Origin of the sequence: Arthrobacter sp. cf158, from assembly GCF_900106835.1 — a bacterium.
Lineage (GTDB): Bacteria > Actinomycetota > Actinomycetes > Actinomycetales > Micrococcaceae > Arthrobacter.
Genome location: NZ_FNNR01000019.1, coordinates 1 through 22,820, shown reverse-complemented (window position 1 = coordinate 22,820; position 22,820 = coordinate 1). Strand labels below are relative to the sequence as shown.

The 22,820-nt window shown below is 63.5% G+C and carries 22 protein-coding genes; 9 read left to right on the top strand and 13 right to left on the bottom strand.

The window, feature by feature from the left end; genetic code table 11:
• Nucleotides 1–302 (bottom strand): TasA family protein (locus tag BLW08_RS23110; protein ID WP_217639273.1); only part of this gene is annotated, 302 nt, incomplete at its 3' end.
• A gap of 267 nt (nucleotides 303–569) precedes the next feature.
• On the opposite strand from BLW08_RS23110, the gene BLW08_RS23105 reads away from it, so the two are divergent.
• On the top strand, nucleotides 570–1,325 hold the full coding sequence (locus tag BLW08_RS23105) for a ZIP family metal transporter (protein ID WP_091328508.1): 756 nt from the start codon (nucleotides 570–572) through the stop codon (nucleotides 1,323–1,325).
• Here BLW08_RS23105 and BLW08_RS23100 read toward each other — a convergent pair.
• A complete protein-coding gene (locus BLW08_RS23100) occupies nucleotides 1,322–2,545 on the bottom strand; it encodes a hypothetical protein (protein ID WP_091328505.1) in 1,224 nt (407 codons plus the stop codon). The two genes, BLW08_RS23105 and BLW08_RS23100, sit on opposite strands and share 4 nt — an antisense overlap.
• A gap of 315 nt (nucleotides 2,546–2,860) precedes the next feature.
• On the opposite strand from BLW08_RS23100, the gene BLW08_RS23095 reads away from it, so the two are divergent.
• Genes BLW08_RS23095 through cls form a run of 3 tightly spaced genes read left to right on the top strand, consistent with a single transcriptional unit; the run spans nucleotide 2,861 to nucleotide 5,820 of the window.
• Nucleotides 2,861–3,238, top strand: a complete 378-nt coding sequence (locus BLW08_RS23095; protein WP_090826371.1) for an SHOCT domain-containing protein — start codon at nucleotides 2,861–2,863, stop codon at nucleotides 3,236–3,238.
• A gap of 44 nt (nucleotides 3,239–3,282) precedes the next feature.
• Nucleotides 3,283–4,347, top strand: a complete 1,065-nt coding sequence (locus tag BLW08_RS23090) for an AI-2E family transporter (protein WP_091328503.1) — start codon at nucleotides 3,283–3,285, stop codon at nucleotides 4,345–4,347.
• A gap of 6 nt (nucleotides 4,348–4,353) precedes the next feature.
• On the top strand, nucleotides 4,354–5,820 hold the full coding sequence (gene cls, locus BLW08_RS23085) for a cardiolipin synthase (RefSeq protein WP_091328500.1): 1,467 nt from the start codon (nucleotides 4,354–4,356) through the stop codon (nucleotides 5,818–5,820).
• 28 nt (nucleotides 5,821–5,848) lie between these two features.
• Here the strand turns inward: cls and BLW08_RS23080 are convergent, their stop codons facing one another.
• A complete protein-coding gene (locus BLW08_RS23080; protein ID WP_254780031.1) occupies nucleotides 5,849–6,445 on the bottom strand; it encodes a DedA family protein in 597 nt (198 codons plus the stop codon).
• A gap of 128 nt (nucleotides 6,446–6,573) precedes the next feature.
• Here BLW08_RS23080 and BLW08_RS23075 point away from each other — a divergent pair, with 128 nt between their 5' ends.
• The 4 genes from BLW08_RS23075 (at nucleotide 6,574) to BLW08_RS23060 (ending at nucleotide 14,513) form a co-directional block, all read left to right on the top strand.
• Nucleotides 6,574–9,210 carry a LuxR C-terminal-related transcriptional regulator gene (locus BLW08_RS23075; protein WP_091328516.1) on the top strand — a complete coding sequence of 879 codons (2,637 nt, stop codon included), beginning with the start codon at nucleotides 6,574–6,576 and terminating at the stop codon, nucleotides 9,208–9,210.
• A gap of 115 nt (nucleotides 9,211–9,325) precedes the next feature.
• A complete protein-coding gene (locus tag BLW08_RS23070; protein WP_091328498.1) occupies nucleotides 9,326–11,128 on the top strand; it encodes an SLC13 family permease in 1,803 nt (600 codons plus the stop codon).
• Between the two features lie 134 nt (nucleotides 11,129–11,262).
• Nucleotides 11,263–13,005, top strand: coding sequence for an MFS transporter (locus BLW08_RS23065; RefSeq protein ID WP_091328495.1), 1,743 nt, complete (start codon nucleotides 11,263–11,265; stop codon nucleotides 13,003–13,005).
• Nucleotides 13,002–14,513 carry a leucyl aminopeptidase family protein gene (locus tag BLW08_RS23060; RefSeq protein WP_091328492.1) on the top strand — a complete coding sequence of 504 codons (1,512 nt, stop codon included), beginning with the start codon at nucleotides 13,002–13,004 and terminating at the stop codon, nucleotides 14,511–14,513. Before BLW08_RS23065 ends, BLW08_RS23060 begins: the two co-directional genes overlap by 4 nt.
• A 70-nt stretch (nucleotides 14,514–14,583) precedes the next feature.
• Here BLW08_RS23060 and BLW08_RS23055 read toward each other — a convergent pair whose 3' ends face one another.
• The 9 genes from BLW08_RS23055 to BLW08_RS23015 form a co-directional block, all read right to left on the bottom strand.
• Entirely contained in the window at nucleotides 14,584–14,844 is a 261-nt protein-coding gene (locus tag BLW08_RS23055) for a GlsB/YeaQ/YmgE family stress response membrane protein (RefSeq protein WP_090826355.1), read from the bottom strand.
• 74 nt (nucleotides 14,845–14,918) lie between these two features.
• A complete protein-coding gene (locus tag BLW08_RS23050; protein ID WP_091328488.1) occupies nucleotides 14,919–15,809 on the bottom strand; it encodes a serine/threonine-protein kinase in 891 nt (296 codons plus the stop codon).
• On the bottom strand, nucleotides 15,806–16,207 hold the full coding sequence (locus tag BLW08_RS23045; RefSeq protein ID WP_091328485.1) for a hypothetical protein: 402 nt from the start codon (nucleotides 16,205–16,207) through the stop codon (nucleotides 15,806–15,808). The genes BLW08_RS23050 and BLW08_RS23045 overlap by 4 nt, the downstream gene beginning before the upstream one ends.
• Nucleotides 16,208–16,289: 82 nt before the next feature.
• On the bottom strand, nucleotides 16,290–16,787 hold the full coding sequence (locus BLW08_RS23040; RefSeq protein WP_175538824.1) for a MarR family winged helix-turn-helix transcriptional regulator: 498 nt from the start codon (nucleotides 16,785–16,787) through the stop codon (nucleotides 16,290–16,292).
• Nucleotides 16,788–16,873: 86 nt separating this feature from the next.
• Complete coding sequence (locus BLW08_RS23035; protein WP_175538823.1) at nucleotides 16,874–17,938, bottom strand: FUSC family protein; 1,065 nt, start codon at nucleotides 17,936–17,938, stop codon at nucleotides 16,874–16,876.
• 170 nt (nucleotides 17,939–18,108) lie between these two features.
• Nucleotides 18,109–19,383 (bottom strand): hypothetical protein, encoded by a 1,275-nt coding sequence (locus tag BLW08_RS23030; RefSeq protein WP_254780030.1) that lies wholly within the window; start codon nucleotides 19,381–19,383, stop codon nucleotides 18,109–18,111.
• Nucleotides 19,380–19,895, bottom strand: a complete 516-nt coding sequence (locus BLW08_RS23025; protein WP_091328479.1) for a hypothetical protein — start codon at nucleotides 19,893–19,895, stop codon at nucleotides 19,380–19,382. The genes BLW08_RS23030 and BLW08_RS23025 overlap by 4 nt, the downstream gene beginning before the upstream one ends.
• 1 nt (nucleotide 19,896) lies before the next feature.
• On the bottom strand, nucleotides 19,897–20,751 hold the full coding sequence (locus BLW08_RS23020; protein WP_254780029.1) for a hypothetical protein: 855 nt from the start codon (nucleotides 20,749–20,751) through the stop codon (nucleotides 19,897–19,899).
• An 89-nt stretch (nucleotides 20,752–20,840) separates the two neighbouring features.
• Complete coding sequence (locus BLW08_RS23015; RefSeq protein WP_091328475.1) at nucleotides 20,841–21,296, bottom strand: hypothetical protein; 456 nt, start codon at nucleotides 21,294–21,296, stop codon at nucleotides 20,841–20,843.
• 385 nt (nucleotides 21,297–21,681) lie between these two features.
• On the opposite strand from BLW08_RS23015, the gene BLW08_RS24010 reads away from it, so the two are divergent.
• Nucleotides 21,682–21,843 carry a hypothetical protein gene (locus tag BLW08_RS24010; RefSeq protein ID WP_175538822.1) on the top strand — a complete coding sequence of 54 codons (162 nt, stop codon included), beginning with the start codon at nucleotides 21,682–21,684 and terminating at the stop codon, nucleotides 21,841–21,843.
• A 29-nt stretch (nucleotides 21,844–21,872) separates the two neighbouring features.
• Here the strand turns inward: BLW08_RS24010 and lipA are convergent.
• A partial coding sequence (lipA, locus tag BLW08_RS23010) for a lipoyl synthase (protein ID WP_139244944.1) occupies nucleotides 21,873–22,820 on the bottom strand: 948 nt, incomplete at its 5' end.

The window sequence follows — 22,820 nt, the reverse complement described above, 5'->3', positions numbered from 1 at the left end:
GCGGTGGTTCCGGCGGAGGTGGTGAGGGTGACGTTGTTCAGGTCCGAGTTGCCGGTGTTGGCCAGGGTGACGAGCTTTTCCACTTTGTCTCCGGGGAGCAGTCCTGCGACGGGGACGTTGAGGGTGTTGGAGGTTCCGGTGCCCAGGGCGATGGTGACGGTTCCTGCGGTGACGGCCTGGGAAGCGGAGGTGGAGGAGGTGAACGCGCCGTAGGTGCCCATTCCGGCGACGGCGGCTGCGGTGCCGACCAGTGCGACGGAGGCGAGGATCTTGCCGGAGGTGGTCTTGAGGCTGATGGCCATTGGAATCAGTGTCCTTTCGGTGGGCCACCGTGAGACCGGCCGGCCGTTTCTTCAGCCTCTCTGGCTGATGAGAACTACTGTGCCGGGCCAGCATCAAGAACCCATCCTGCAAACCCGCAACAGTTCCTCAGGAAAACCTCAAGACTTCTACCTGTCCGCACCTTTTACCTGTCCGCACCTTTTTCCTGTCCGTACCCTTTGCATGCCCACAGGAACCTTATGAAACACTTCTAGCTGCACGTGAACCGGCGATGAAAGGGCAAAGCAATGCCGATGTGGTTGCAGGCCCTGATGTGGGGAACACTGGCAGGCGGAGCCTTGGTCCTCGGAGCCGGAATCGCCTGGCTATGGAAAGTCCCACCCAAGATTGTGTCCACCGTGATGGCTTTCGGCGCCGGTGTGCTGATCTCTGCCCTTGCCTTCGAGCTGGTGGATGAAGCCGTCCAAGGCGGCGGGTTGATCCCCACCATTCTGGGCTTCCTTCTGGGTGCGCTGATCTTCGTGGGCTCCAATGTCCTGCTGGCCCGCGCCGGCGCCAAGCACCGGAAGCGTTCGTCCGGGCCGCAGCCCTCCGAGAAGGACTCCCCCGGCAGCGGAACTGCCATCGCCATAGGGGCGCTGATCGACGGCATCCCGGAGTCGGTTGTTTTGGGCGTCGGTCTCCTGGCCGGCGGGGCGGTCAGCCCAGCGATGCTCGCCGCCGTCTTCATCTCCAACGTTCCGGAGGGCCTTTCCAGCACGGCCGGCATGAAGAGGGCCGGCCGCAGTCCTGCGTATGTCTTTGGCACGTGGATCGGCATTGCCGTGTTCAGCGGACTGGCGGCACTGATCGGCTTCACTGCTTTGGAGAACGCGCCGGAAACCGTGATCGCCTTCATCACCGCCATCGCCGCGGGCGGAATTCTGGCCATGCTGGCCGACACGATGATTCCCGAGGCTTTCGAAGAGCACCACAACCTCACCGGCCTAACCGCCGCCGTCGGCTTCCTGAGCGCCTTCACCATCCACCACGTGGGCGGCTAGTGGGGCAGCAGCCCGAGTAAAGGTAAGGCGAGCGCCGTCGCACCTGCCATGGCCGCAGTGTTGCCAATAACCGGGTGAAAACCAGCGGGCAGGCGTGCGGAAACGGCCCTGGCAATCGGCGGCGCCAGCACCGCTCCCAGCACTGCTCCGCCGATCATCCCGCTCCAGGATCCCCCGTAGGCGAGGACTGCTGCGGGCGCCACGGACACTACGGACGCGTACGTGGCCGCCCATCCCCCGCCGCTGTACCAACGCCGCCACAGCACCACGCCGATCCCTGATGTCAGCGCCTGGGCAAACAATATGTGGGGCAGCAGCCGGGACCCATACGATGGCAGCTCCGGGTTCAGGACGAAAGCCACCCCGACGGCCAGGATCACACAGAGGCCTGCGAGTTCGTTGGCGAGGAAATGCGTCTCAGTGAAGTCCTTGAGGACCCGGCGCGCAGCCCAGGCCGCGTCGCTGGCGACGTTTCGATGAGCGCCCGACGACGGCCGGTGCCGTTGCGGGGAAGGCCTCGCCTCCCGCAGGACCAGCCACGGCAACCGCCTTGCGATGACGAACGCAACCGCTGAACCCACGGACATCGCGAGGACGTTCGCCACCACCGGAGGCAGGCCAAGGGGCGCAGACACGGTGGGGATGAACAGCAAAGCCAAGGGGGTAACAGTCCCTGCTCCCAGGACAGCCCCCGTGACGCAGTTCCTCCAACCAGGCCCGTAGAGAAGGACCATTGCCGGGGCCACGCACACGAAGGGCACGAACGTGGGCTGCCACCCGTCGTCGAGCATCCACCCGAACGCCAGGTTGGACAGCAGCAGACTCAACGACGCCGACGCCAGCACCCAAGGCCAAAGGCCGGTGCCATAGCTGAGCGAACCAGCCCACCGCGCACCCCGGCGGCCGGACCACCACGCCACCGCGGCCCCGGCCAGCAGGCCGAGTGCTGCAAGGTCCGATTTGAAGAACAAGGGCTCAGTCATGTCACCAAGGAACCAGCGGATGGCGGCCAACGGAGAGTCGGCGACGCCTTCCGGCCAGCCCGCGTCAACGGGGCCCATCCGCAGCGCATCCTGACCGACAATGTGCAGGAAAAGTGCGAAGACGCCAACGATCATCACCATGCCGAAAGCCCCCACGGCAGTGCCCACGGGGCCGTGGTGGAGCGGTGGTTCCGGCGGCCGGGTTACGGCCGGCGTGGTAGCTGAAGAGTGCGTCATTGGTAGCCCTTGGCGTGTGGTGTTGCCTAACGAGGAGCAGCGTAACTGTCCGCCCAACGCCCCTCACAACCGCGGTGTTACGGGGGATTTGTGACCGGGCGCCGGGCACCCAACTACGCCATCCGTCGTCGGGCCTTAACCGCAACGCTCACCCTTAGTGGGTGATCTTTCCACCCAATCCCTGCCCATCCAGCCCGGGCAGACCCCGTATGTCGCGGCCGAATCGAGAATGGTCTTGTGGTCCCGTGGGGGAACGGGGCCAGTGACGGAAGACGACGGTCCAGCCCCGGCCGAACGAACGATTGGAATGACGCCATGAACTTTTGGGAATCGTTGTGGAGCATCATTGTTGCTTTCTTCTTCATCGCGTATTTGATCCTTCTCTTCCACATCATTTCCGACCTCCTTCGCGACAAAACCCTGGGCGGCGGCGTCAAAGCATTGTGGATTCTGTGCCTGTTCGTAGCCCCTTACATTTCCGCGTTGATTTACGTGATCATGCGCGGGAAAGGCATGGCTTTACGCAGCGAAATGCGGATGCGCGAGTCGGTTGAAGAGACCGAAAAGTACATCAGGGGTGTGGCCGGAGCCCCCTCTCCCACCCAGCAAATCGAGGCTGCCAAGGCGCTCCTTGCTGCCGGAGATATCACTGAGGCCGAGTACGCCCGCCTGAAGGAACTCGCTCTGGCCTGATCCGGGCGACGGTCCGCCATCCACCTTCGGTCGAAAGGGACCGCATGACGCGATTGAAGGCATTCCCGCTGTTGGAAGGCGGACCGTTTAGATTCGGCCTCATAGCGGCGCTGGGCGTGCTGGTTGCCTTGGCCTTGGGTTCTGCAGTCATCACCCTGCGGTACTCGCTGACGTTGATCTTTGCGGCACTGTTCATCTCGTTGGGCCTCTACCCCCTGGTTCTCTGGCTGGAACGCAGGAAACTCTCACGGGCCGGTGCTGTACTCGCCGTAGCGGTCGGCTTTTTGGTGGTGGTGGTCCTGCTGATCCGGTTCATCGTGCCCATCTTGGTGGAGGAAGGTGCCACACTGGTCCAGTTGCTGCCGTCCAGTTTCGATGCGGTGGGTGACCAGCCATGGTTCCAGGAATTCAACGGATCGTTGGGCGGAGCACTGACCCCTTTGCTTGAATGGCTGGAAACCTCGGCCGCCGACCCCAACGTGTGGCTCGCTATTGGCGGCGGCGCTGTGCAGGTGGGCTACAACGTGGTGAACGGCACCTTCGCAGTGGTGTTCGTAGTTGTCCTGACGCTGTATTTCGTGGCAGGGCATGAGGCCATGAAGTCCAGCCTCTACGCACTGGTCCCGGCATCCCGCAGGGAGTCATTCGCGGACATCTCCGAAACGATCATTGCGTCCGTCGGCAAATACCTCAGTGGAATGTCCATTCTTGCTTTGTTCAATGCAATCTTCACCTTCATTCTGCTGTCTCTTGCCGGAGTCAGGTACGCCGCAGTGCTCGCAGTCCTCGCGTTCCCCATTACCCTCATTCCGTTGGTGGGCAGTGCGATCAGCACGGCCATCATGACGGTGGTCTCCCTTTTCACATCGCCCACCACGGCGTTGGTGGTATTCCTCGTGATGCTGGCCTACATGCAGGTAGAGGCGTACGTGTTGACGCCACGGGTGGTGGGGAAAGCAATCAGCATCCCCGGATCCCTGGTCCTCATCGGCGCTATGGTGGGCGGGACGCTCCTGGGACTGTTGGGGGCGCTGATTGCGTGCCCCACCACGGCCTCGATTCTGCTGATCATCAAAAAAGTGGTCATTCCGCAGCAGAACGCCAAGTAGCGCGGCATGCCAGGACCAATGCTCGACGCCGATGCCGTCGCCTTGATCTTGTTGGCGCTCCACATTGTGCTGGGATCCCTTGCAGCCGTGATGGTCTCGGCCAACCGCCGCCCGTCCTCCGCCATTGCCTGGGTGCTGGCCATCATCTTCATTCCGTACTTGGGAATGGTGGCGTTTCTGCTGGTAGGCCGCGGCAAGTTACCCAAGGCCCGGCGGGAAAAGCAGCGCGCCGTCAACGAACTTATCCTCGGACGCACGCCAGGCCTCTCAGCTGTCAGCCACAGTGACGACTGGCCCGCCTGGCTGCGTTCCGCCGTCGAACTTAATCTCAGGCTGGGCGCTCTGCCCATGGTGGGCGGCAACCGGGCCGAGTTGCTGGAGGACTACAACGGAAGCTTCGACCGGATGATTGCGGACATCGATGCCGCCGAAGAGTACGTGCATGTGGAGTTCTATATTTTTGCGTTGGACCCCGCAACAACCCCCTTCTTCGATGCCATGGCAAGGGCTTGCGGACGGGGAGTGGTGGTCAGGGTCCTCTTCGACCACCTCGCAGCAGTGGGCGACCCCACGTACCGGGACATGCTGCGGGCTTTCGCTGAGATGGGAGCCGAATGGCACGCCATGCTGCCCTTGCGTCCCTTCAAAGGCCAGTGGCAACGCCCGGATCTGCGCAATCACCGCAAACTGGTGGTGGTTGACGGCAGGGTGGGCTACACGGGTTCGCAGAACCTCATCGACGCGTCCTACAACAAGAAGCGCAACATTCGGCGTGGCCTCCAGTGGCACGAGTTGATGGTGCGTTTGGAAGGTCCGGCCGTACGGGAGCTCAACGCCGTCTTCGTCACCGACTGGTACAGCGAATCCCAGGTCCTGCTGCCCCTGGATACCTCTCCGGTGGTTCTGGGCTCGGCACCCGAACTCATTGACGCCCAAGTGCTGCCCAGCGGCCCCAGCTTCGACAACGACAACAACCTGAAGCTGTACACCACGCTCATCTACAAGGCCGAACACCGGGTCAGCATCACCAGCCCCTACTTTGTGCCCGACGAGGCCATCCAGTTGGCGATCATCACTGCCGCTTCACGGGGCCTCAGCGTTGAACTCTTCGTGTCAGAGGTTGGCGACCAGGCCATGGTCTATCACGCGCAACGTTCCTACTACGAGGTCCTGCTGCGCGCCGGCGTCCGCATCTACTTGTACAAGGCTCCGCAAGTGCTGCATGCCAAGCACTTCACCGTAGACTACGACGTCGCGGTCATCGGCTCAAGCAACATGGATGTCCGCTCGTTCAGCCTCAACATGGAGGTCTCGGTGCTGGTTCACGGCCGGTCAATTGTGGACCAGATGCGCGAGGTTGAAGACCGGTACCGGGCAGCCAGCAGGGAGCTGCTGCTGGAGGACTGGCTGCGCCGGCCCGTGGGACAGGTGGCATTGGATAACCTTGCCCGGCTGACCTCATCGCTTCAATAGAATTCTCCACTAGCACGGATGGGTTAAGTCAGTCGTCTAGCTGCAGATACCAGGTCACACCGGCGCTGATGCCCCGGCCCAACAGCAGCGAGAACGCGATGGCAATGACAACGGCGAACTCCGTGGACAAACCCGGCAAGAGCCCCGACAAGGCGCCGATCCCCACTGAGTACGCGGACCACAGGATGCCAGCCGCCACGGAGTAGAGGACGAACCTCCCCCTCGGCACGGGGGTGATGGCACTGGCGACGTTCATGGTCAGCCGCCCCAGCGGAACAAAGCGGGACGTCAGGACCCACGATGCTGCGTGCTTGGACAAGCGCTCCCGGGAGGCGTGCAGAGCCTTCTGCGTGCGGGGTCCGCGGAGCATCTTCCAATTTGCCATGTCCCGGCGCCGGACCAGTTCATAGGCCCCCAGGTCCCCGGCCACCGCACCGGCAAGCATGGCGGCTACCAACAGGAAGCCGTTGGGAAGGCCGTCCGTGGCTGCAAGTGCCCCCAAGGCCACAAACAGGGACGTTGTGGGGATGGGCGGAAATATCGCGGACAATGCGACAAAAATGGCCCCCAGTGGGTAGACCCATCCGGATTCAGCGGCACTCATGATGTCCTTGAAAGCTTGCACGGTGAACCCCCTCTCCGGGCGTCGTCCAAGCGTCTCTCGGCGGCCACCACCATCCTTACGCCGGATAGTCGCCGCGCGGATCGCCTGTACCGGGTGAATCCTCGATGCCCCGCCCCTACACTAAAGGGGTGGACGACCAAGGTGGTACCCGCCCGGACCTCTTGAGCCCCCAGCTAATTGCGGTCCCCAGGCCGCCCTTGGACCTGCTGGCTCGATCCCGACTTGTGGCCAAGCTCCATGCCGCAACAGACGCAGTCCTTCTCTGCGCGCCCGCCGGATACGGCAAGACGGTGCTCCTCAGCCAATGGCTTCATGGCCGGAAGCACAACGTCGCGTGGCTCACTGCCGATGGCCACCACAAGGCGGAACTTTGGCCGGCAATCCTCCACGCGCTTCACCGGTGCCCCGCCATCCCGCCCGGCACACTGAGCCTGTTCTCCGGAGCCGAGGACAACGCCCCGGACGTCCTGGAACTGCTGGCCGGGCAACTCAATGCCGCCGGAAGCAGCATCCGGCTGGTGATCGACGGCGTGGACAACTTCTCCCACCATGAACGTGATCGCTGGATTCCAGGGCTGCTGAACCAAGCAGGGCTGCCCATCCAGTTAATACTGGCCACCCGGAGCAACGCCGCTGTTGATCCCGGGCGTGCCCGGCTGAACGGCCGCATCGTGGAACTGCACTCGAGCGACCTCGCGTTCTCGCTGGACGAGCTCAACGCCCTCGCGGCAAGGACCCTCACGCTGCTGGGAATGCATCAACTGGGCGAGCTGTTCAAACAAACTGCGGGTTGGCCTGCCGCAGTGGTCCTTGCCCTCCGCTCGCTGCGCGCCTCGGCTGATCCCCGCACTCCCCTGGGGGACCTTGCCGCCAATAACAGGGAGCTCGCCGAATACCTGGACCACGAGATTCTCCGCACCCTGTCGCACGAGCAGCACAACGTGCTTTCCAGCACCAGCGTGTGCCGCACCGTGGTGGCGGCGCAAGCCCACGCTCTCTCCGGCCACCGGAATGCCGGCAGCATCCTCTCCTGCCTTGCCGACGACTGCGATCTGGTGGAGTCTGCCGGCAACGGACGCACTGCATTCCTGGTGCGCCCCTTGATCCGGGCGCACTTCCGCGCCGAACTGGCCCGGAAGGACCCCGATGAGCTGATTCGCCTGAACCGGATTGCAGCCCACTGGCACGAGGCGGCCGGCCAGCCCGAAGCTGCCCTCAGGCATGCCATGGACTCAGGAGACAACCAGCTCATCGGAACAATTCTTGAACAGCACGGGGCCGCGCTCCTTGGCACCGGCGGAGTCCAACGGGTCCGGCGGGCCATCACCATGCTGCCTGAATCCGTTCTGGCAGCGAGTCCCCGGCTCTGTGTGGTTGCCGCCTTGGCCCATGTGGAAAGCCGACAACCCACCACTGCTGCCCGATACCTGGCGGCGGCCCACCGCAATTGGTCCAACGATGCACCGTCCGATCTGTGTGAGCTGCGCGCCTTGGCTGAAGCCCGCCTTTCCTGGTTCAGCGGAGGCTGGGAAACACAGGACCCGCAGGCCGCCGTCGACGACGCAGCCCTTCCCCTTTCCGGGCAAAGCGAAATGCGGATTGAAGCGAGGATGGTCTCGGTGACAGCCGCCCTCGCGGAAGGGCAGTACGGAACCGCTGAGCAGGAGGCCACGGCAGCCCTGATCGACGCCGCCGAGGCCGGCAACACGTACCTGGCCGGCAAGGCGTACCTCAAACTGGCCGCTACATCTTCCCTGCAGGGCCAACTGCGCCGAGCCAATGAATACCTGCGCCAGGCGGAGGAGAAATTGCCTGCGTACGTGTGGACATCAGGAGCAGGACGATCCGTGGGCGCCCTGATGCATGCGTCTTCCGCGCTGCTCGGAGCCGAACCGGCAGCGGCATTAACGTTCGCTGCAGAGGGGACGGCTGAGCTCGGCCAGCTAGGGTCCTCCCCCAAAGGAGTGGGTGCCACCATGCGTGCCACCCTGGAGCTGATCACCGCCTGTGCGCATCTGGACACCGGGGACAGGCGCCACGCTTTGGACGGCATGCGGCAGGCCAGGCTCCGCATCGGGCGGGACAACCTCTTCGCCCGACCCATGGCGGCCTGCATCGCCGTCGTTGAGCACACCGCTGCTCTGGGACTCGGCCACGCAGAGCGGGCACGCGAGGTGTTGGAATGGGCAGAGGAACGGCTTCCCGGAACAGGTGAACTGTGCCTGTTGCGCGCGCAAGGCCCGGCAGGAATCAGCCGGTTCGAGGCAGCCACGGACCGGCTCCGGCCACTGCACGCAGACCCAGCCATGCCCGTGCTGGAGTGGACGTGGCTCCACGTGGCCGTCCTGGAATGCTCCATGGCCATCCGCACGGGCCGGCGGACCTTGGCCGGCAAGATCCTTGACGAGGCCCTGCTCAAGGCTGACGAATTGGGAGTGATCCGCCCCTTGGCCATCGCTCCCCAGGAAGTGATCGATCTCCTGATGGAACGTGCGGGAACCCACGGACCGCAGGAAGCCCTCGCCCAGCGGCTGATTGCCTTAAGGCGGCCCGACGACGCCCGGCGAGCGCCGTCGTTGACACCCCGGGAACGCGAGGTGCTCACCCTGCTTCCCTCACATTTATCCCAGGACCAGATGGCCGCGGAACTTCACTTGTCCGTGAACACCGTCAAGACGCACATCCGCATCATCTACTCCAAGCTCGGGGCAGGGTCCCGGCATGACGCCGTAGCAGCGGCCTACAAGTTTGGTCACCTGCCTTAGCCGTGACCTCGGTAAACGCCCATCACTCACCTGATTGGGGTGACCCTGCGGCCTGAACCCGGATCTAGTCTGAAAGCATGCTGGCAAATGATCCTGCGCATTGCCGAAGGCACCCATGACGGACGTCTCCATCACATTGCTGGTGCTGGTGATGGTGATCGCCGCATTCGTTTGGAACCGCCTGCCCGTGGAAGTTGTGGCACTCGGAGCAGCCCTGGCTCTTTATGGAACCGGCATTGTGGGCTTGGAGGATACGTTTGCCGGTTTCGGGAGCGGAACCGTGGTGTTGATCGCAGCGCTCTTCGTGGTGGCGGAAGCCATCGATGCAGCGGGTGTCACCACGTGGCTGGGAAGTTTGCTCATCAGGTTTTCGGGGACGAGCCGCGCCCGGCTGATGGTGTTGATGATGGTCCTGACGGCTCTGCTGACCGCACTCATCAGCGTCAACGGAGCTGTTGCCGCGTTGTTGCCCATGGTGGTGGTGCTCGCTGTTCGCCTGGGCCGGCGGCCTTCCGAGCTGCTCATGCCCATGGCTTTCGCCGCGCATGCCGGCTCATTGCTGATCCTCACGGGGTCACCGGTGAACATCCTGATCCTCAACGCGGCCCTGGAAACCACCGGAACCGGGATTGGGTTCTTTGAGTTCGGTTTGGTGGGCTTGCCTCTGCTTGCGGGCACCATCGGGCTGACTCTCTGGCTGGGCCCGTCCCTGTTGCCCAACCGGACTCCGGAGGCGCTGCCAAAGGACCTGGGCTCCCACGGCCGGACGCTGATGACCCATTACCTGGGAGACGACCGACTCAGCCGGCTCACTATCCCGGCCGGTTCCGGCCTGGTGGGCCAGCCCGTTGACTGCATCCACAATGATGACGACGGCGGTCACCTCCACCTCATCAGCGTGCAGCAGCGCGACGGTAAACCCGCCACCAGTACTGTTTTCGAGGCAGGCAACGATGTTGTGGTGCGGGGAGGCCAACCGCTGATCGATGCTTTTGCCGTGAAGCACGGCCTCACACAGGACGACGACGCCACTTGCGGACTCATCAGCAGCAGCTATGGCGTTGCCGAGGTTGTGGTCGCACCCCGTTCAAACCTGGTGGGCACGGAGGCTTACCCCGGTATGGTCACGGCCAGCGGCACGCTGGTGGTCCTGGCCCATCAGCATCCCGGGGAACAGGAAAGTACCGGGCGCTCACCCATTACCGCCGGAGACAGGCTGCTCCTTCAGGGAACGTGGTCGGCACTGGATCAGCACACCGTGGATCACAACGTCTTGCTGGTGGACTCACCGGACACCATTCGCCGGCAGACTGTTCCGTTGGGGCCGCGGGCAACCCCCGCGCTGATCGTCGTCGGAATCATGGTCATCCTGTTGGCCACCAACCTGGTGCCGGCGCCAGTGGCCGCATTACTGGCCGCGTTGGCCATGGTGGTGCTGCGGGTAGTGACTGTGCAGCAGGCGCACCGTTCCATGGCCTGGACCACGCTCATTCTGGTGGCGGGAATGATTCCGGTGTCCACGGCGATCACCTCAACCGGCACAGCCGAGATCCTTGCCGAGGGCATGGTGTCAGTAGTGGGGAACTCCGGTCCAATGCTGTTGTTGGTGGGAATCTTCGTGGTCACGGCCGTCCTGGGACAACTGATCAGCAATACGGCAACGGCTCTGATCATCATCCCGATTGCCTTGTCGGTGGCGCAGGAGTCTTCGATCAACCCCTACGCCGTGCTGATGTGTGTCTCCGTCGCATCCTCTGCTGCCCTGCTCACGCCGGTGGCCACGCCAGCGAACATGATGATCATGCAACCGGCAGGCTACCGCTTTGGCGACTACTGGAAGTTTGGTCTGGTCATCATGGCGCTCTACGCAGCCGTAGCCATCCTGTTGGTACCGGTGTTCTGGCCACTCCACACCTAGGACCCCGCAGAACTTAGGCACACGAGATCGGAGATTCTCCCACGACACAACCGCGCACACCGTTCCGACAACCCCGTAGTGAGGTATTCAAGCGCCCGTTCCCAAGAGCGGGCCCAGCACAACAGGAGCAAGACATGGCCAGTGACCACACCACCACAGCCACACCACCTACCGTCAAAGCCGCCACCTGGCTGCCTTTGATCGTGGTGGTCCTCACGCAGATCCAGGCATCATTCGCCGTCAACGCATTGACGGTGTCAATGCAGGGCATCACCACGGACCTGGATACGGCAGCAACATCCGTGGGAACGGCCATCACCGCCGGCACGTTTTCAATGGCGGCGTTCATCCTGTTGGGGGCAAAGGTTGGCGCCCGGTTCGGAACACGCAAGGTGTTCCAAATCGCCGTCGCCATCCATGCAGCTGCCATGGCAGGTGTGGCCCTGAGCCTCAGCCCCGCGATGCTCTTCATCGCCCAGGCATCCTCCGGCGCAGTCATCGCGCTGATTGCGCCTGCACTCACGGTTTTCATCGCCACCAATTACAAGGACCAGCAGCAAGCCAAAGCCATCGGCCTCCTGGCGGCAGCCATCCCCGCGGCGGGCGTCCTGGCCCTGCTGATTGCCGGGTGGTTCGCCACCACCATCGGCTGGCGCTACTCGTTCGGGCTGATGGTGGTCCTCGGTGCCATCAACCTCTTGCTCAGTTTCAAGCTCAAGTCCGTCCCTGCCCAACCCCAGTTGAAGATCGACTGGACCGGCGCCATCATCGCCGCAGTTGCCATCATCCTGCTGAGCTTCGGCTTCAGTGGCCTGTCCGCTTGGGGAACCTGGTTCGCCACGGACCAGGCCCCCTTCGACATCCTTGGCCTCTCACCGGCACCGCTCCTGATCCTCCTGGGCGCCATTGCCGGGCAGGTGTTCTTCATGTGGGTGCGGAAGCGCCAGGACGCCAAGCTGCCCCGCATCTTTGATCTCAGGGTGCTGGCTTCCAGTTCGGAACTCGCCGTCACGGCGTGCATGGCCACCATGCTGTTCGTAGGTACGGCTGCCAACTTCCTGATCCCGCTCTACATGCAGATCGTGCAGGGCCGGTCCAGCCTCGAGACCTCCTTTGCGATCATCCCGTACACCCTGTCCATCTTCCTCGCCAGCACCTTCGTGGCCTTCCTCTATGACAGGTTCCCGCCACGGACCATCGCCCAAGCAGGATTCGTGGTGGTGGCCGGTGCGCTGGTCCTGCTCGCTTTCACTATCCGCAACGACTGGGGACAGCTCTTTGTGGTGCTGGGATTGATCCTGCTGGGACTCGGTCAGGGCGCCATTGTTGCCCTGGTGTTCAACACGCTCCTCAGTGCAGTTCCCCGCGAGTTGGCCGGCGACGTGGGAGCCTGGCGCGGGCTGGTGCACAATCTCTCCGGCAGCGTCGGCATCGCGGTGGCGAGTGCGTTCGCCGTCGGAATGCTGTCCTCACTGATCGCCAGCGGAGCCGCCGCGCACCCGGAAGTCTCCCCGGAACTGATATCCAAAGTGAGCATCAACGACGCCGACTTCATGACCAACGCGCAAGTCGAAGCGGCCATCGGAGACCGGGTGAGCAGCCCCTCCGAGCTGGCGGCCGCTACCGAGGTCAACGCGGAAGCCCGGTTGCGGGCCCTCCAGATATCCCTCCTTGGGTTGTCGGGACTTGCCCTGCTGGCCATCGTTCCGGCGGGTCGAATGCCTGGCCGGATGAAGGGTGACCTCCCTGAGCAGCTGGAACCGGACGATCCTGATGCGATCCCCGATCCCACGGCAGCCCCAACCTTCACGGTTCCAACCACTACCGTTCCAACCACTACAGCGGTTCCAACCTCCACAGAACAGGCAAAACGGTGAGCCACGATCCCTACAAACTGATCCCGGAAGGTTTCACAGCTGTCCCGTCCCTTGACCAGGCCGAAACCGAGCTGCGATTCGTGGACGGTTTCGATCAGCTGGAGGCAATCGGCGTCCAGGTCTCCTCAGAAGGTGACGTTCCGGCATCCATCGGCCTGAACCGGGAAACCCTGGAACGTGCCGGCTTCGACGGCAAACCCGGTGCAACCCTGCAGCTGCCCAACGCCTCCGGAACGTTGGTGGTAGCTGTTGGCGGCGGGAAACCCGGCACGCTGGATGCCGACGGTTGGCGTAAGGCAGCCGCGGCCCTTGTTCGTGCCACCAAGCGGCACTCCCGGATTGGCTTCGAACTCCCGGACACCGCAGGCATGGACGCCGGGCGCTTGGGCCAGGTATTGGCCGAGGGCGTACTCCTGGCGCGGTACGGCTACGACTCACTCAAGAGCAAAGCCAGGCATTCCCCCTTGGCCGAAGTGCAGTTCCTGGCCCCTGGCGTGGACAGGGCCGACGCAAGCCGCGGCCTGGCCACCGGCCGGGTGAAGGTACGGGCCACCACCATCGCCCGGGACCTGTGCAACGCGCCACCCAGCCATTTGACCGCCGTCGGGCTTGGTGAAGTGGCGAAGGACCTGGGTGAACGGTTCGGTTTTGGAGTTGAGGAGTTCAACAAGGAGCAGCTCATCGAGCTCCGTTGCGGTGGCCTCCTGGGCGTCAACGCCGGAAGTGCCCAGGAGCCCCGGATGATCAAACTCAGCTATCGGCCGGAGGGAGCCCCCAGCGGTCATCTTGGCTTGGTGGGCAAGGGAATCATGTATGACTCCGGCGGCGTCAGCCTCAAGCCCAGCGACCCCATGCACCTGCTCATGAAAATGGACATGGGCGGCGCAGCGGCGGTCCTGGCCGTGTTCACGGCGCTCCGGGATCTGGGCTGCCAGGCAGCCGTCACCGGATTCCTGATGTGCACGGACAACATGCCCTCGGGCTCGGCCTACAAGTTGGGAGATGTCCTCACCACCCGCAGCGGGCTCACCATCGAGGTCAAGAATACCGACGCCGAGGGCCGGCTTGTGATGTGCGATGCCCTGACGCTGGCCATCGAGGACCAGGTGGACGGGATCGTTGACATCGCCACGCTCACCGGCAACGCACTCTTGTCCTTAGGCCAGCTCACCGCCCCGGTATTCGGGAACGAACAGCGCCTGGTGGACCGCGTGCTGGAGTCGGGAGCCCGTACCGACGAGCAGTTGTGGCAGTTGCCCTTGGAACGTGCCTACCGCCCTCAGCTGGACTCGGATGTAGCGGACATTTCCAACCTGGGAGGTCCCTACGCAGGGGCCACCACTGCCGCCCTGTTCCTGGCCGAGTTCGTCGGCGACACCCCCTGGGCCCACATCGATATCGCGGGAACCATGCAATCGGACAAGGACGATGTGTGGCGAAGCAAGGGAGCTACAGGGTTCGGTGCCCGCCTGCTGATTGACCTGGCGTTGGGATACTCGGCCGAATAACCGGGAACCGGTTCTGAGCACGAAAAAGGCCCTGACGCATCAGCGTCAGGGCCTTTTTGGCGTTGGGCAGTTATGCCTTCTTGCGGGTAAGCAGTCCCCAGATGATCAGGACGATCAGGGCGCCACCGATGGCCAGCAGCCAGGTGGAAAGCGACCAGAACTCGCTGATGCCCACGTTGAACAGAGCACTGCCGATCCAGCCACCCAGGAGTGCGCCAACGACGCCCAGGAGCAGCGTAGCGATCCAGCCCCCGCCCTGCTTGCCAGGCTTAATGGCCTTGGCGATGGCGCCAGCAATCAAACCCAAAACAATCCAACCGATGATTCCCATTTGTCATTCTCTCTTTCGTGACGAGGTCCCAGTTCGGCAGGTATCTTCCTTGCCTCTATCGACCTGATTGTTGGCTACCAGCTGAGCCGTCGGAGCATACCGACGGTCTGGCTGGCAGACGGCCTGCCGGCCGGGTTGGGGTCGGTCATGGCATGAAGCACCATGGACCAGCGACGCCGCACCGTGCCGGGAATTCGTGGTTCGCCAAGTGTCCTGGCCACCATTGACTCCAGCGGAGCACCAGGGAACGCTTTGGTTCCGGTCAAGCACTCCAGGGCAACCAGCCCCAGCGAATAGATATCGCTTGCAGACGTGGATTCTCCGCCGCACACTTCCTCGGGACTCAGGTAATGAGGAGTCCCGGACGAGGAGTTCGGGGCAGCCTGGCGTCCGTTGATGGCAATGCCGAAGTCAGTCAGTTTTGCGATGCCGGGACCCTTCGGATCAGCAGTAAAATCCACCAGGATGTTGCCGGGCTTGATGTCGTTATGGACTACGCCCCTGCGATGCAGGTGCGTCAATGCACGCGCAATCCCCGTCATCCATGCCACCGTCTGGACCTCGGAAGCAGGAGCCTGCTGCAGGATCCACCGCAGGTCCTTGCCCTCCACCAGATCCATGACCAGATAGTTACGGCGCGCGTCGTGTTCTCCCTCGAGTTCTTCGCGCCGGAGCTGGACACCACTGGAACCGAGCACACGGACGATGTTCTTATGCCGGAGGCGACTATGGATCTTCATCTCCCGGTCATAAGGAGCATCGTCACAAGTCCTGAAGATCTTCACCGCCACGGACGTGCCGGTTTCCAGGTCCAAAGCCTCGTTGACGTTGGCCTCGGATCCCCCGCCCAACGGGGCACCCAGGCGGTAACGTCCACCCAACACGATCTGCGCCTCGTCCACGCCGCGATCAGCACACTCTGCTCCGCGATCGGCGCGGACGGCAGGGGTGTCAAGCAACGTCATCGGAGGAGGGCTTCAATGTCGGCGGATGGTACCCCGGCTACCTCGGCAAGTGCACCCGGTTCAACTCCTGCCTGAACTGCCTTCCTGAAGGCCAGCTGCAGGGTGTTCTGGGCAATGGCCAGCTCGTGTTGCAGGCTTTGCCGGCGGAGGGCCGCTATCCAGACGCCACTCACTGGATCTACGGCGTCGATGTCCATCCGGAAGCCGCAACCGCAAGCCCATTCGGGCCAGATGGGCTCCACAGAGACCCACTTCATGGAATCGTAGGTGGGCCCTGCGGAGATCGCCATGTTGGCACCGCAGTGCATCGGGCCCATAGGCATTACCTGGTCCGTGTGTCCTTCCACGGCGGTCTCAACCACTGGTGTGGAGTCTGGTTCACGCAGGGCGACAGTCATCGTCGTCTTCTCTCACATCTAGATGGATAAGTAGCTTGGCTATCTAGTTATATGTGTACTTACTAAATAAGTCCAACTGAGATCAGGTCGCCATGCCATCAATCGCCCTCCGCATGCGCCTCAGGAAGTCCACCACGGTGGCGGAATCCTGCTCGCTGAGAGTGCCCGCAACCTCCATCATGCGGGCGTGCATATCGCCCAAAGTGCCACGGACTTCCTGGTCCGAACCTGCACTGGGGCGAAGGATCAGGGCGCGCCGATCCGTCGGGTGCGGCTCCCTGGTCACATACCCGGAGCGCACCAGGCGGTCCACCAGCGAGGTGATGGATGCGGAGGTCAACCCCAGCCGCACCGCCAACTCCTTCGGACCCACGTCCCGGCCTGACCGCTCCGCTTCAAGCAGGTATCGGAGCGCGAGCAGGTCGGTCTCGCCCATCCCCATGGATGCCCGGGTTCGACGCCGCATCTCGGCCTCCGCCGTGCGATAGTCCCTCAGTGCGTTCAGGACATCCACGGCGCCCATTCGCTTGCGACTTTCCAGCCCATACCAATAGCCCTGACGATCGCCGTTATCGTTCATTACCAATCCTTTGGTAGACATGTATCTCGCTTGTCTAACCAATTGATCCTAGGCGCTAAGGCACGGGTTCGCAGACCCGGGCCTGCCTAGGCCAAGGTGCGCGTGGTCCGGATCCGCCGCCACACTCCCGGAGCCACTACCACTGCAACACCGATCGCGGCACCAATGACGGTCTCCACGATGCGGTCCCGCAGGAGCAAACCCGGGTCAACCGGCGCGGCAAGCAGCGTGGCGATCAACGCCAGCGGAGTCACGAAAACCTGAGCCACAAAATACTGGCGGGCAATGAACATCTCCGCCCCGAACTGGCACGCGGCGATGACCAGGACCATGGCCCACGGCGCCGGATTGAGCCACAGGATTCCGGCCAAAAGCACCAACCCGATCACTGTTCCGGCGATTCTTTGGATACCGCGGCTCACCCTATGACGCGTGGAATGACCCACCAGAGGGACTACCGCCGCCACCATCGCCCAATACGTGTGCCCAAAGCCCAGCCGCTCCCCCACCAGGGTGGCAATGGTGCCGGCCAGGCCCGCTGCCACCAGGTAGCCGCCGCCTTCCAGCCAAATGGCCCGGCGCTCGGCAGTGGTGTGGCGGATGCGTGGTGGCCGCTTCCAGGGTGTCCGGTGGCTCTTGAATATGCGCGAGGACATCCCAATAAGCAGGCAGAAAACGGTGGTCAGGACCGATACCAACATGGCCTCCCAGAGGGGCGGCTGGGCGGCGATGGAAGCGATGGCAGCGAAGGCAAAAATATGAAAGAGAGAGCCGCCTGGCCGGAGCCGCCACGCAGCAACCACTACGGAGCAACCACCGGCCACCACAGTGGTAGCCGCGGTCAAAAGCCAAGAATATGCGGCGCCTTCCAAGCCCCAGGACTGTGCAACCCGCGCCATGAGAGTGGCAAGCAGGATCACCAAAAGCATGAAGCCGCCTGCGCGAAGCTGACTGCGGAAACGGACACTATGCGGCTCGTTGCGGCCATAGATTCCGGTAAACGCCCCAAATGAAGCAAACACCGCCAGATCCAGCCTGCCCAGCAACGTGAGGGTAATCAGCGGAACAAAAACACCAACGGCGCAGCGGAGGGCGGGATGGTGGTCCTTGTTTCCAGGACCCATCGTGAACAGTTCCGCTACAGCCTTCAAGGGGCGGCTCGCCTTTCGTCGCAGGATCAAACGTCCGACGGCGGCACTGGCGTCCGCTCCCAAGATTACGCTCCGACCGCCGCGCTACTCCCGAATTGCGCACAGATAGTGCCCCTCATCACGATTGAGGGGCACTATCCGTGCGCACTGTCCCGACACAAACGGCGGGCTTAGAACCTCGAGGTTGCGGCGCTGGTGAACTTGGCGGTGGAGAGCGCGTTGCCGGCGATATCCGTCAGCCCGGATGCCGGAGTAAAGGCAGCGTTGTCTGCGCTCTGCATTGACGAGATCGGGTTCCCTGACACCAGCGCACCCAGGGTGATGGTGATGGTCTTGGCCGTGGGGTTCCACTCCAGCACCGATGCATTGGTGCTGGTTCCCCGGTATGTGAGCGTTTGCGAGGTGTAGTTGCCTCCAAGATCCACGGTGCCCAGTTTGAGGGTGGAGCAGCCAGTGGCAGTAACGCTGAGGACGTCTGCCGACGTGACCGAGACAGTCACCTGGTTGTCGCCGTCAAGTGTTTGTGTGGTGGTGTCATCGGTCCAAGCAGTGCACATCTTGCTCGCGTCCAGGGCTTCGGAGAAGGTCAGGGTCACCGTGTCGTCACGTTCGATTCTGCCAATCAGGCTCCCACCGTTGCTGAGCTGCACGTTGGTGACCGTTGGAACGGTGGTGTCCTTGACGGATGTCGCTGTTCCGGGGATCCCCGTGTTTCCGGCCGCATCGGTTGCTCGGGCGGAGTAGGTGATTGTTCCGGCGTTGAACGTGGTCAGATTCAGTGTGGTGGCGGACCACGCTCCGGATCCATTCGCTGTGCGGGTCTGGGTGACGGTGTGTGCGGCACCGGCGTCCGTTACCGTCAACACCACAGTGGAGTTGGCTTCTGCCGTGCCGGAGACGGGGACGTTGGACACGTTGCCGGTGGTCACGTAAGCCGGTGCGGTGACAACAGGAGCGCCAGGGGCGGTTGCATCCACCACTGAGCCAGTGCTTCGGAGGCTTTCAGTCCCTTGCCACAAGGAAAGCATCGGTGTGACCGCGTAGTACCACGTGCCGCTTGGCGCCGTATCCGTGCAGCTCAGCACAACCACAGTGCCGGTGCACGTTCCGGCCGCCGGGATCCTGGTGCCGCCCGTGGCGGAAGCATAGCGGGCGATGCTGTACCCGGTGGCAGACCTGCCTGCCGTCGTCGTGCTTGCCGTCCAGGTGACCGTCACGCTGCCGGCAAGGCCGACGACGGCACCCGGCTTGGCGCCCTGGTTGACGGTGTCCGCCTTGGCCGCCGCGAAGTTGCTGGTGCTTACCGTGCTCCAGAACGCGCTGGCGGCCGGCCCTCCCCAGGTGACCAGGAGAATGCCCACCACGATCACCACGATGCGGTTCCAACGTCCCATGGTGACGGACGGGGCGGGATGCCGGCCCTCGGACGTGCGACGCCGGTTCACTTGTGGGCCTCCAAGGCGACGGGGATGCGGAATTGGGCACCCTGACAGGCGGAGAGCGATTCGGTGCTCATACTCGCTGCCCCTGGGAGCGTCAGCAGGATGGAGGAGTTCGGCTGGATGGTAACCGGCGGGCTGATCGGAACGGGCGGCGGAGTGAAGGTCACTCCTGTGGTGGTGCAGCCGGCATGGGCCGCGTCCGCCGTGATAGCTCCGTTGGCCGTCAATCCGTAGATGGTGACGGCATGGGCGTTGGGGTTGGTGGCCCTGAGGATCACATCGGCCGTACCGCCGGGAACAAGGGTGTTTTGCGGAGCGTCCCCCGCAATCAGAGCGTCCACAAGGACTGCCTGCATGGTCCCGTTGCTTGCCGAACCTGCGCCGATGCCGGTGCTCGTCCAGTACGCGTAAGCAGAGCCCGCGCCGCCCAGGATGCAGAGCGCCACGGTGGCAGCCGCTGTCCGGGCGAGTCGGCCTGTGCGGGGAGTACGCGGAGTCCGGTGGGTCGTGTTCATGTCAGCTCGCCTGTCCCGTCCCAGAGAAGGTGAGTTCCAGGGTGGCGCCCTTGCAGCCGTCCTGGAGCTGCAGGGTGTCCAACATGCTGATGCGGGGCCAAGCCAGCTGCGGAAGCCCCAAAGCGGACAACGAGGTTGATCCTGGCTTGATGTCGATGGGGTAGCTGCCGGTGAATTGGGTGACGTTGTAATCCGCGCTGCTGCAAGGGAGCCCGGCCGCCACGGCCGCGGGCGTTCGAACCACGTTGCTGATGGACGCGGACAACTGGGTCACCGTGATGTTTTTGTTCTCCGGGTTGGAGATCTGCAGGTCCAAAGGGAGGGACAGCCCTGGCGCCAACGGACCCTGCAAGGAACCGGAGACGCCAAAGTTTCGCTTCACTTCCTTCACCTGCAACTGCGCCTTCGCGGCGTTGGACTGAATGCTGCCGCTGGTGCCCGTCACCGTGATCTCGGATTTCCCGGCGGGCGTGGTGGGACTCGTGCTGAGGGTCAACGTCACCTTCGCCGAGCTCCCGGAGGAGAGGACCAGCGACGACGGCCGCCATGCCGCCGTCGTACCCGACGGCAGGCCCGTTGCAGAGAAGGCGACCGACCCGGAAAAGCCCCCACTCGAGGAGACCGTGGCCTCGAACGCTGCCGACTGGCCTTGATCCAGGCTGCGGCTTGATGGCGAGAGGGCCAGCAAAATACCCACCGTTTCTTTGGCTCCGGCGGCCTTCCCTGCGCCCGGCCCTCCGCTGGCACCCAGGGATGCCACTGACGCCAGGACAACCAACAACGTGAGGAGCGCAGCCTTGACCGCCGTTCCCGCACCACCCAACGGCATCCGCATGCGTACTGGATGGGGTTGCATGGAGCCTCTTTTCGGACGGGCGCTTCTGGGCGGGAGAAAGCTTCACGCCGGGGACCACCACTCGCACAGTGGCCCCCGGCAAGGTGGCACTACTGGCTGGCGACGTTGACGGTGACGATCGCTGACTTGCAGGCGTCCTGGTTGACCGTGCCGCTGTCGTTGAACTTCAGTGTTCCGCTGCCCACTGAGGTGCCCGTGGTGTTGGCGGCGACCAACGTGTTGGTGGTGACCGCGGTGACGTCGAACCAGGCGGGGAGGCAGCCGGCCACGTTGGTGGTCACGTTCGCGCTGAGGGCTCCCACCACGGTGCCCGACGTCGTGGAATTGTCGGCGGTGTACGCGACAGAAACCTGGTTGCCCGGGGCGAGTCCGCCGGCAAAGGTGGCGTGAAGCGTGACCGTTCCGCCGCCGGCCGAGTTCGTAGCCGAGCCACTGCCGGAGCCCGTGGTGGTCCAGTAGGCGTAGGCAGCGCCGCCGCCGACAGCCACCAAGGCCACGCCAGCAACCGCTGCTGTGATCCGGCTCTTCTTCGAAAGTTTGCGCATGGTAAGACTCCTTGGTTGATCGATGTACCGGGGAGCCGCAGCGCAACCCCCAGCATCCGTCCGTTGCTGGCGGATGAAGCGATGCCCCCAATGGTTCAACCAGCGGAGGAGCCGTGGCTACTCTTGGATGTACGCCTCTTTTGCGTCCGACCAAGGGGTCGGAAATACGCCTTTCGGGCACCGGAGTACTCAGTTTTCAGGGTCCGACCACTTGGATGTGAGGCGGTTCAACCGGCTGGGCGCGGCTCCGTGTACTCACTGTGGGAACGCTGCCATCCGGACCGAATCAACGCTGCCCACCACGCTTGTTCGTGGGGCCTGCGCAAACATTGTGCTCTTCTTGAGCCAAAACTGCGCTGGCGTTCGATGATGACGGAGTCATGACGTGGGCACCGCGGTTGAAGGCACAGCGGTTGAAGGCACAGCGCTGCACGGCACAGCAGCTGAATGCACCACCGCTGAAGGCACAGCGCTGCAAGGCACGACGGCGGCCGGTCGCCCTGTGGAGGCAACCAACCGCCGTCGTGGTTGGAGTCTGGCGTCCTAGGGGCGCGCGGAGCGGGTGTGGGGTGGCTGTTAGCTGTGGGCGGCCAGGATGGTGGAGGCTTCCTGGCGGGTGGAGCCGGAGGACTCGATGTGGGCCAGGGCGGCGGGGATTTCCCAGCCCTTCTTGCGCATCGCGGTGGCCCAGAGTCGGCCGGCCCGGTAGGAGGAACGGACCAAGGGGCCGGACATGACGCCGAGGAAGCCGATCTCCTGGGCCTCGTTTTGGAGGTCCACGAACTCCTGCGGCTTGACCCACCGGTCCACCGGGAGGTGCCGTTCGGACGGGCGCAGGTACTGGGTGATGGTGATCAAGTCACAACCGGCAGCGTGCAGGTCACGCAACGCTTCGGAGATTTCCTCGCGGGTCTCGCCCATGCCCAGGATCAGGTTGGACTTGGTCACCATGCCCAGGTCCCGGCCCTGGGTAATGACGTCCAGGGAGCGCTCGTACCGGAACGCCGGACGGATCCGCTTGAAAATCCTGGGTACGGTCTCTACGTTGTGCGCGAACACCTCGGGCTTGGAATCACAGATCGCCGCGATGTGCTCGGGCTTGCCGGAGAAGTCAGGGATCAGCAACTCCACCCCGGTGCCCGGGTTCAGTTCGTGGATCTTCCGGACCGTTTCGGCGTACAACCAGACACCCTCATCGGCCAGGTCATCACGGGCCACGCCGGTCACCGTGGCGTACCGCAGCTGCATCGCCTGGACGCTGCGGGCCACCTTGGTGGGTTCGAACATGTCCACCGGGGAGGGTTTACCGGTATCGATCTGGCAGAAATCACAGCGCCGGGTGCACTCGGACCCGCCGATCAGGAACGTCGCTTCCTTGTCTTCCCAGCACTCGAAAATGTTCGGGCACCCGGCCTCTTCACAAACCGTGTGCAGGCCTTCCTTCTTCACCAGGTTCTTGAGCTGGACAAACTCAGGACCCATCTGGACCTTGGCCTTGATCCACTCAGGCTTACGTTCAACCGG

What these genes read in the sequence shown, in the direction of transcription:
- BLW08_RS23105 (WP_091328508.1), top strand. Translation starts at nt 570, where the DNA reads ATGCCGATGTGGTTGCAGGCCCTGATGTGGGGAACACTGGCAGGCGGA.
- BLW08_RS23100 (WP_091328505.1), bottom strand. Translation starts at nt 2,545, where the DNA reads ATGACGCACTCTTCAGCTACCACGCCGGCCGTAACCCGGCCGCCGGAA.
- BLW08_RS23095 (WP_090826371.1), top strand. Translation starts at nt 2,861, where the DNA reads ATGAACTTTTGGGAATCGTTGTGGAGCATCATTGTTGCTTTCTTCTTC.
- BLW08_RS23090 (WP_091328503.1), top strand. Translation starts at nt 3,283, where the DNA reads ATGACGCGATTGAAGGCATTCCCGCTGTTGGAAGGCGGACCGTTTAGA.
- cls (WP_091328500.1), top strand. Translation starts at nt 4,354, where the DNA reads ATGCCAGGACCAATGCTCGACGCCGATGCCGTCGCCTTGATCTTGTTG.
- BLW08_RS23070 (WP_091328498.1), top strand. Translation starts at nt 9,326, where the DNA reads ATGACGGACGTCTCCATCACATTGCTGGTGCTGGTGATGGTGATCGCC.
- BLW08_RS23065 (WP_091328495.1), top strand. Translation starts at nt 11,263, where the DNA reads ATGGCCAGTGACCACACCACCACAGCCACACCACCTACCGTCAAAGCC.
- BLW08_RS23055 (WP_090826355.1), bottom strand. Translation starts at nt 14,844, where the DNA reads ATGGGAATCATCGGTTGGATTGTTTTGGGTTTGATTGCTGGCGCCATC.
- BLW08_RS23050 (WP_091328488.1), bottom strand. Translation starts at nt 15,809, where the DNA reads ATGACGTTGCTTGACACCCCTGCCGTCCGCGCCGATCGCGGAGCAGAG.
- BLW08_RS23045 (WP_091328485.1), bottom strand. Translation starts at nt 16,207, where the DNA reads ATGACTGTCGCCCTGCGTGAACCAGACTCCACACCAGTGGTTGAGACC.
- BLW08_RS23040 (WP_175538824.1), bottom strand. Translation starts at nt 16,787, where the DNA reads ATGAACGATAACGGCGATCGTCAGGGCTATTGGTATGGGCTGGAAAGT.
- BLW08_RS23025 (WP_091328479.1), bottom strand. Translation starts at nt 19,895, where the DNA reads ATGAACACGACCCACCGGACTCCGCGTACTCCCCGCACAGGCCGACTC.
- BLW08_RS23020 (WP_254780029.1), bottom strand. Translation starts at nt 20,751, where the DNA reads ATGCAACCCCATCCAGTACGCATGCGGATGCCGTTGGGTGGTGCGGGA.
- BLW08_RS23015 (WP_091328475.1), bottom strand. Translation starts at nt 21,296, where the DNA reads ATGCGCAAACTTTCGAAGAAGAGCCGGATCACAGCAGCGGTTGCTGGC.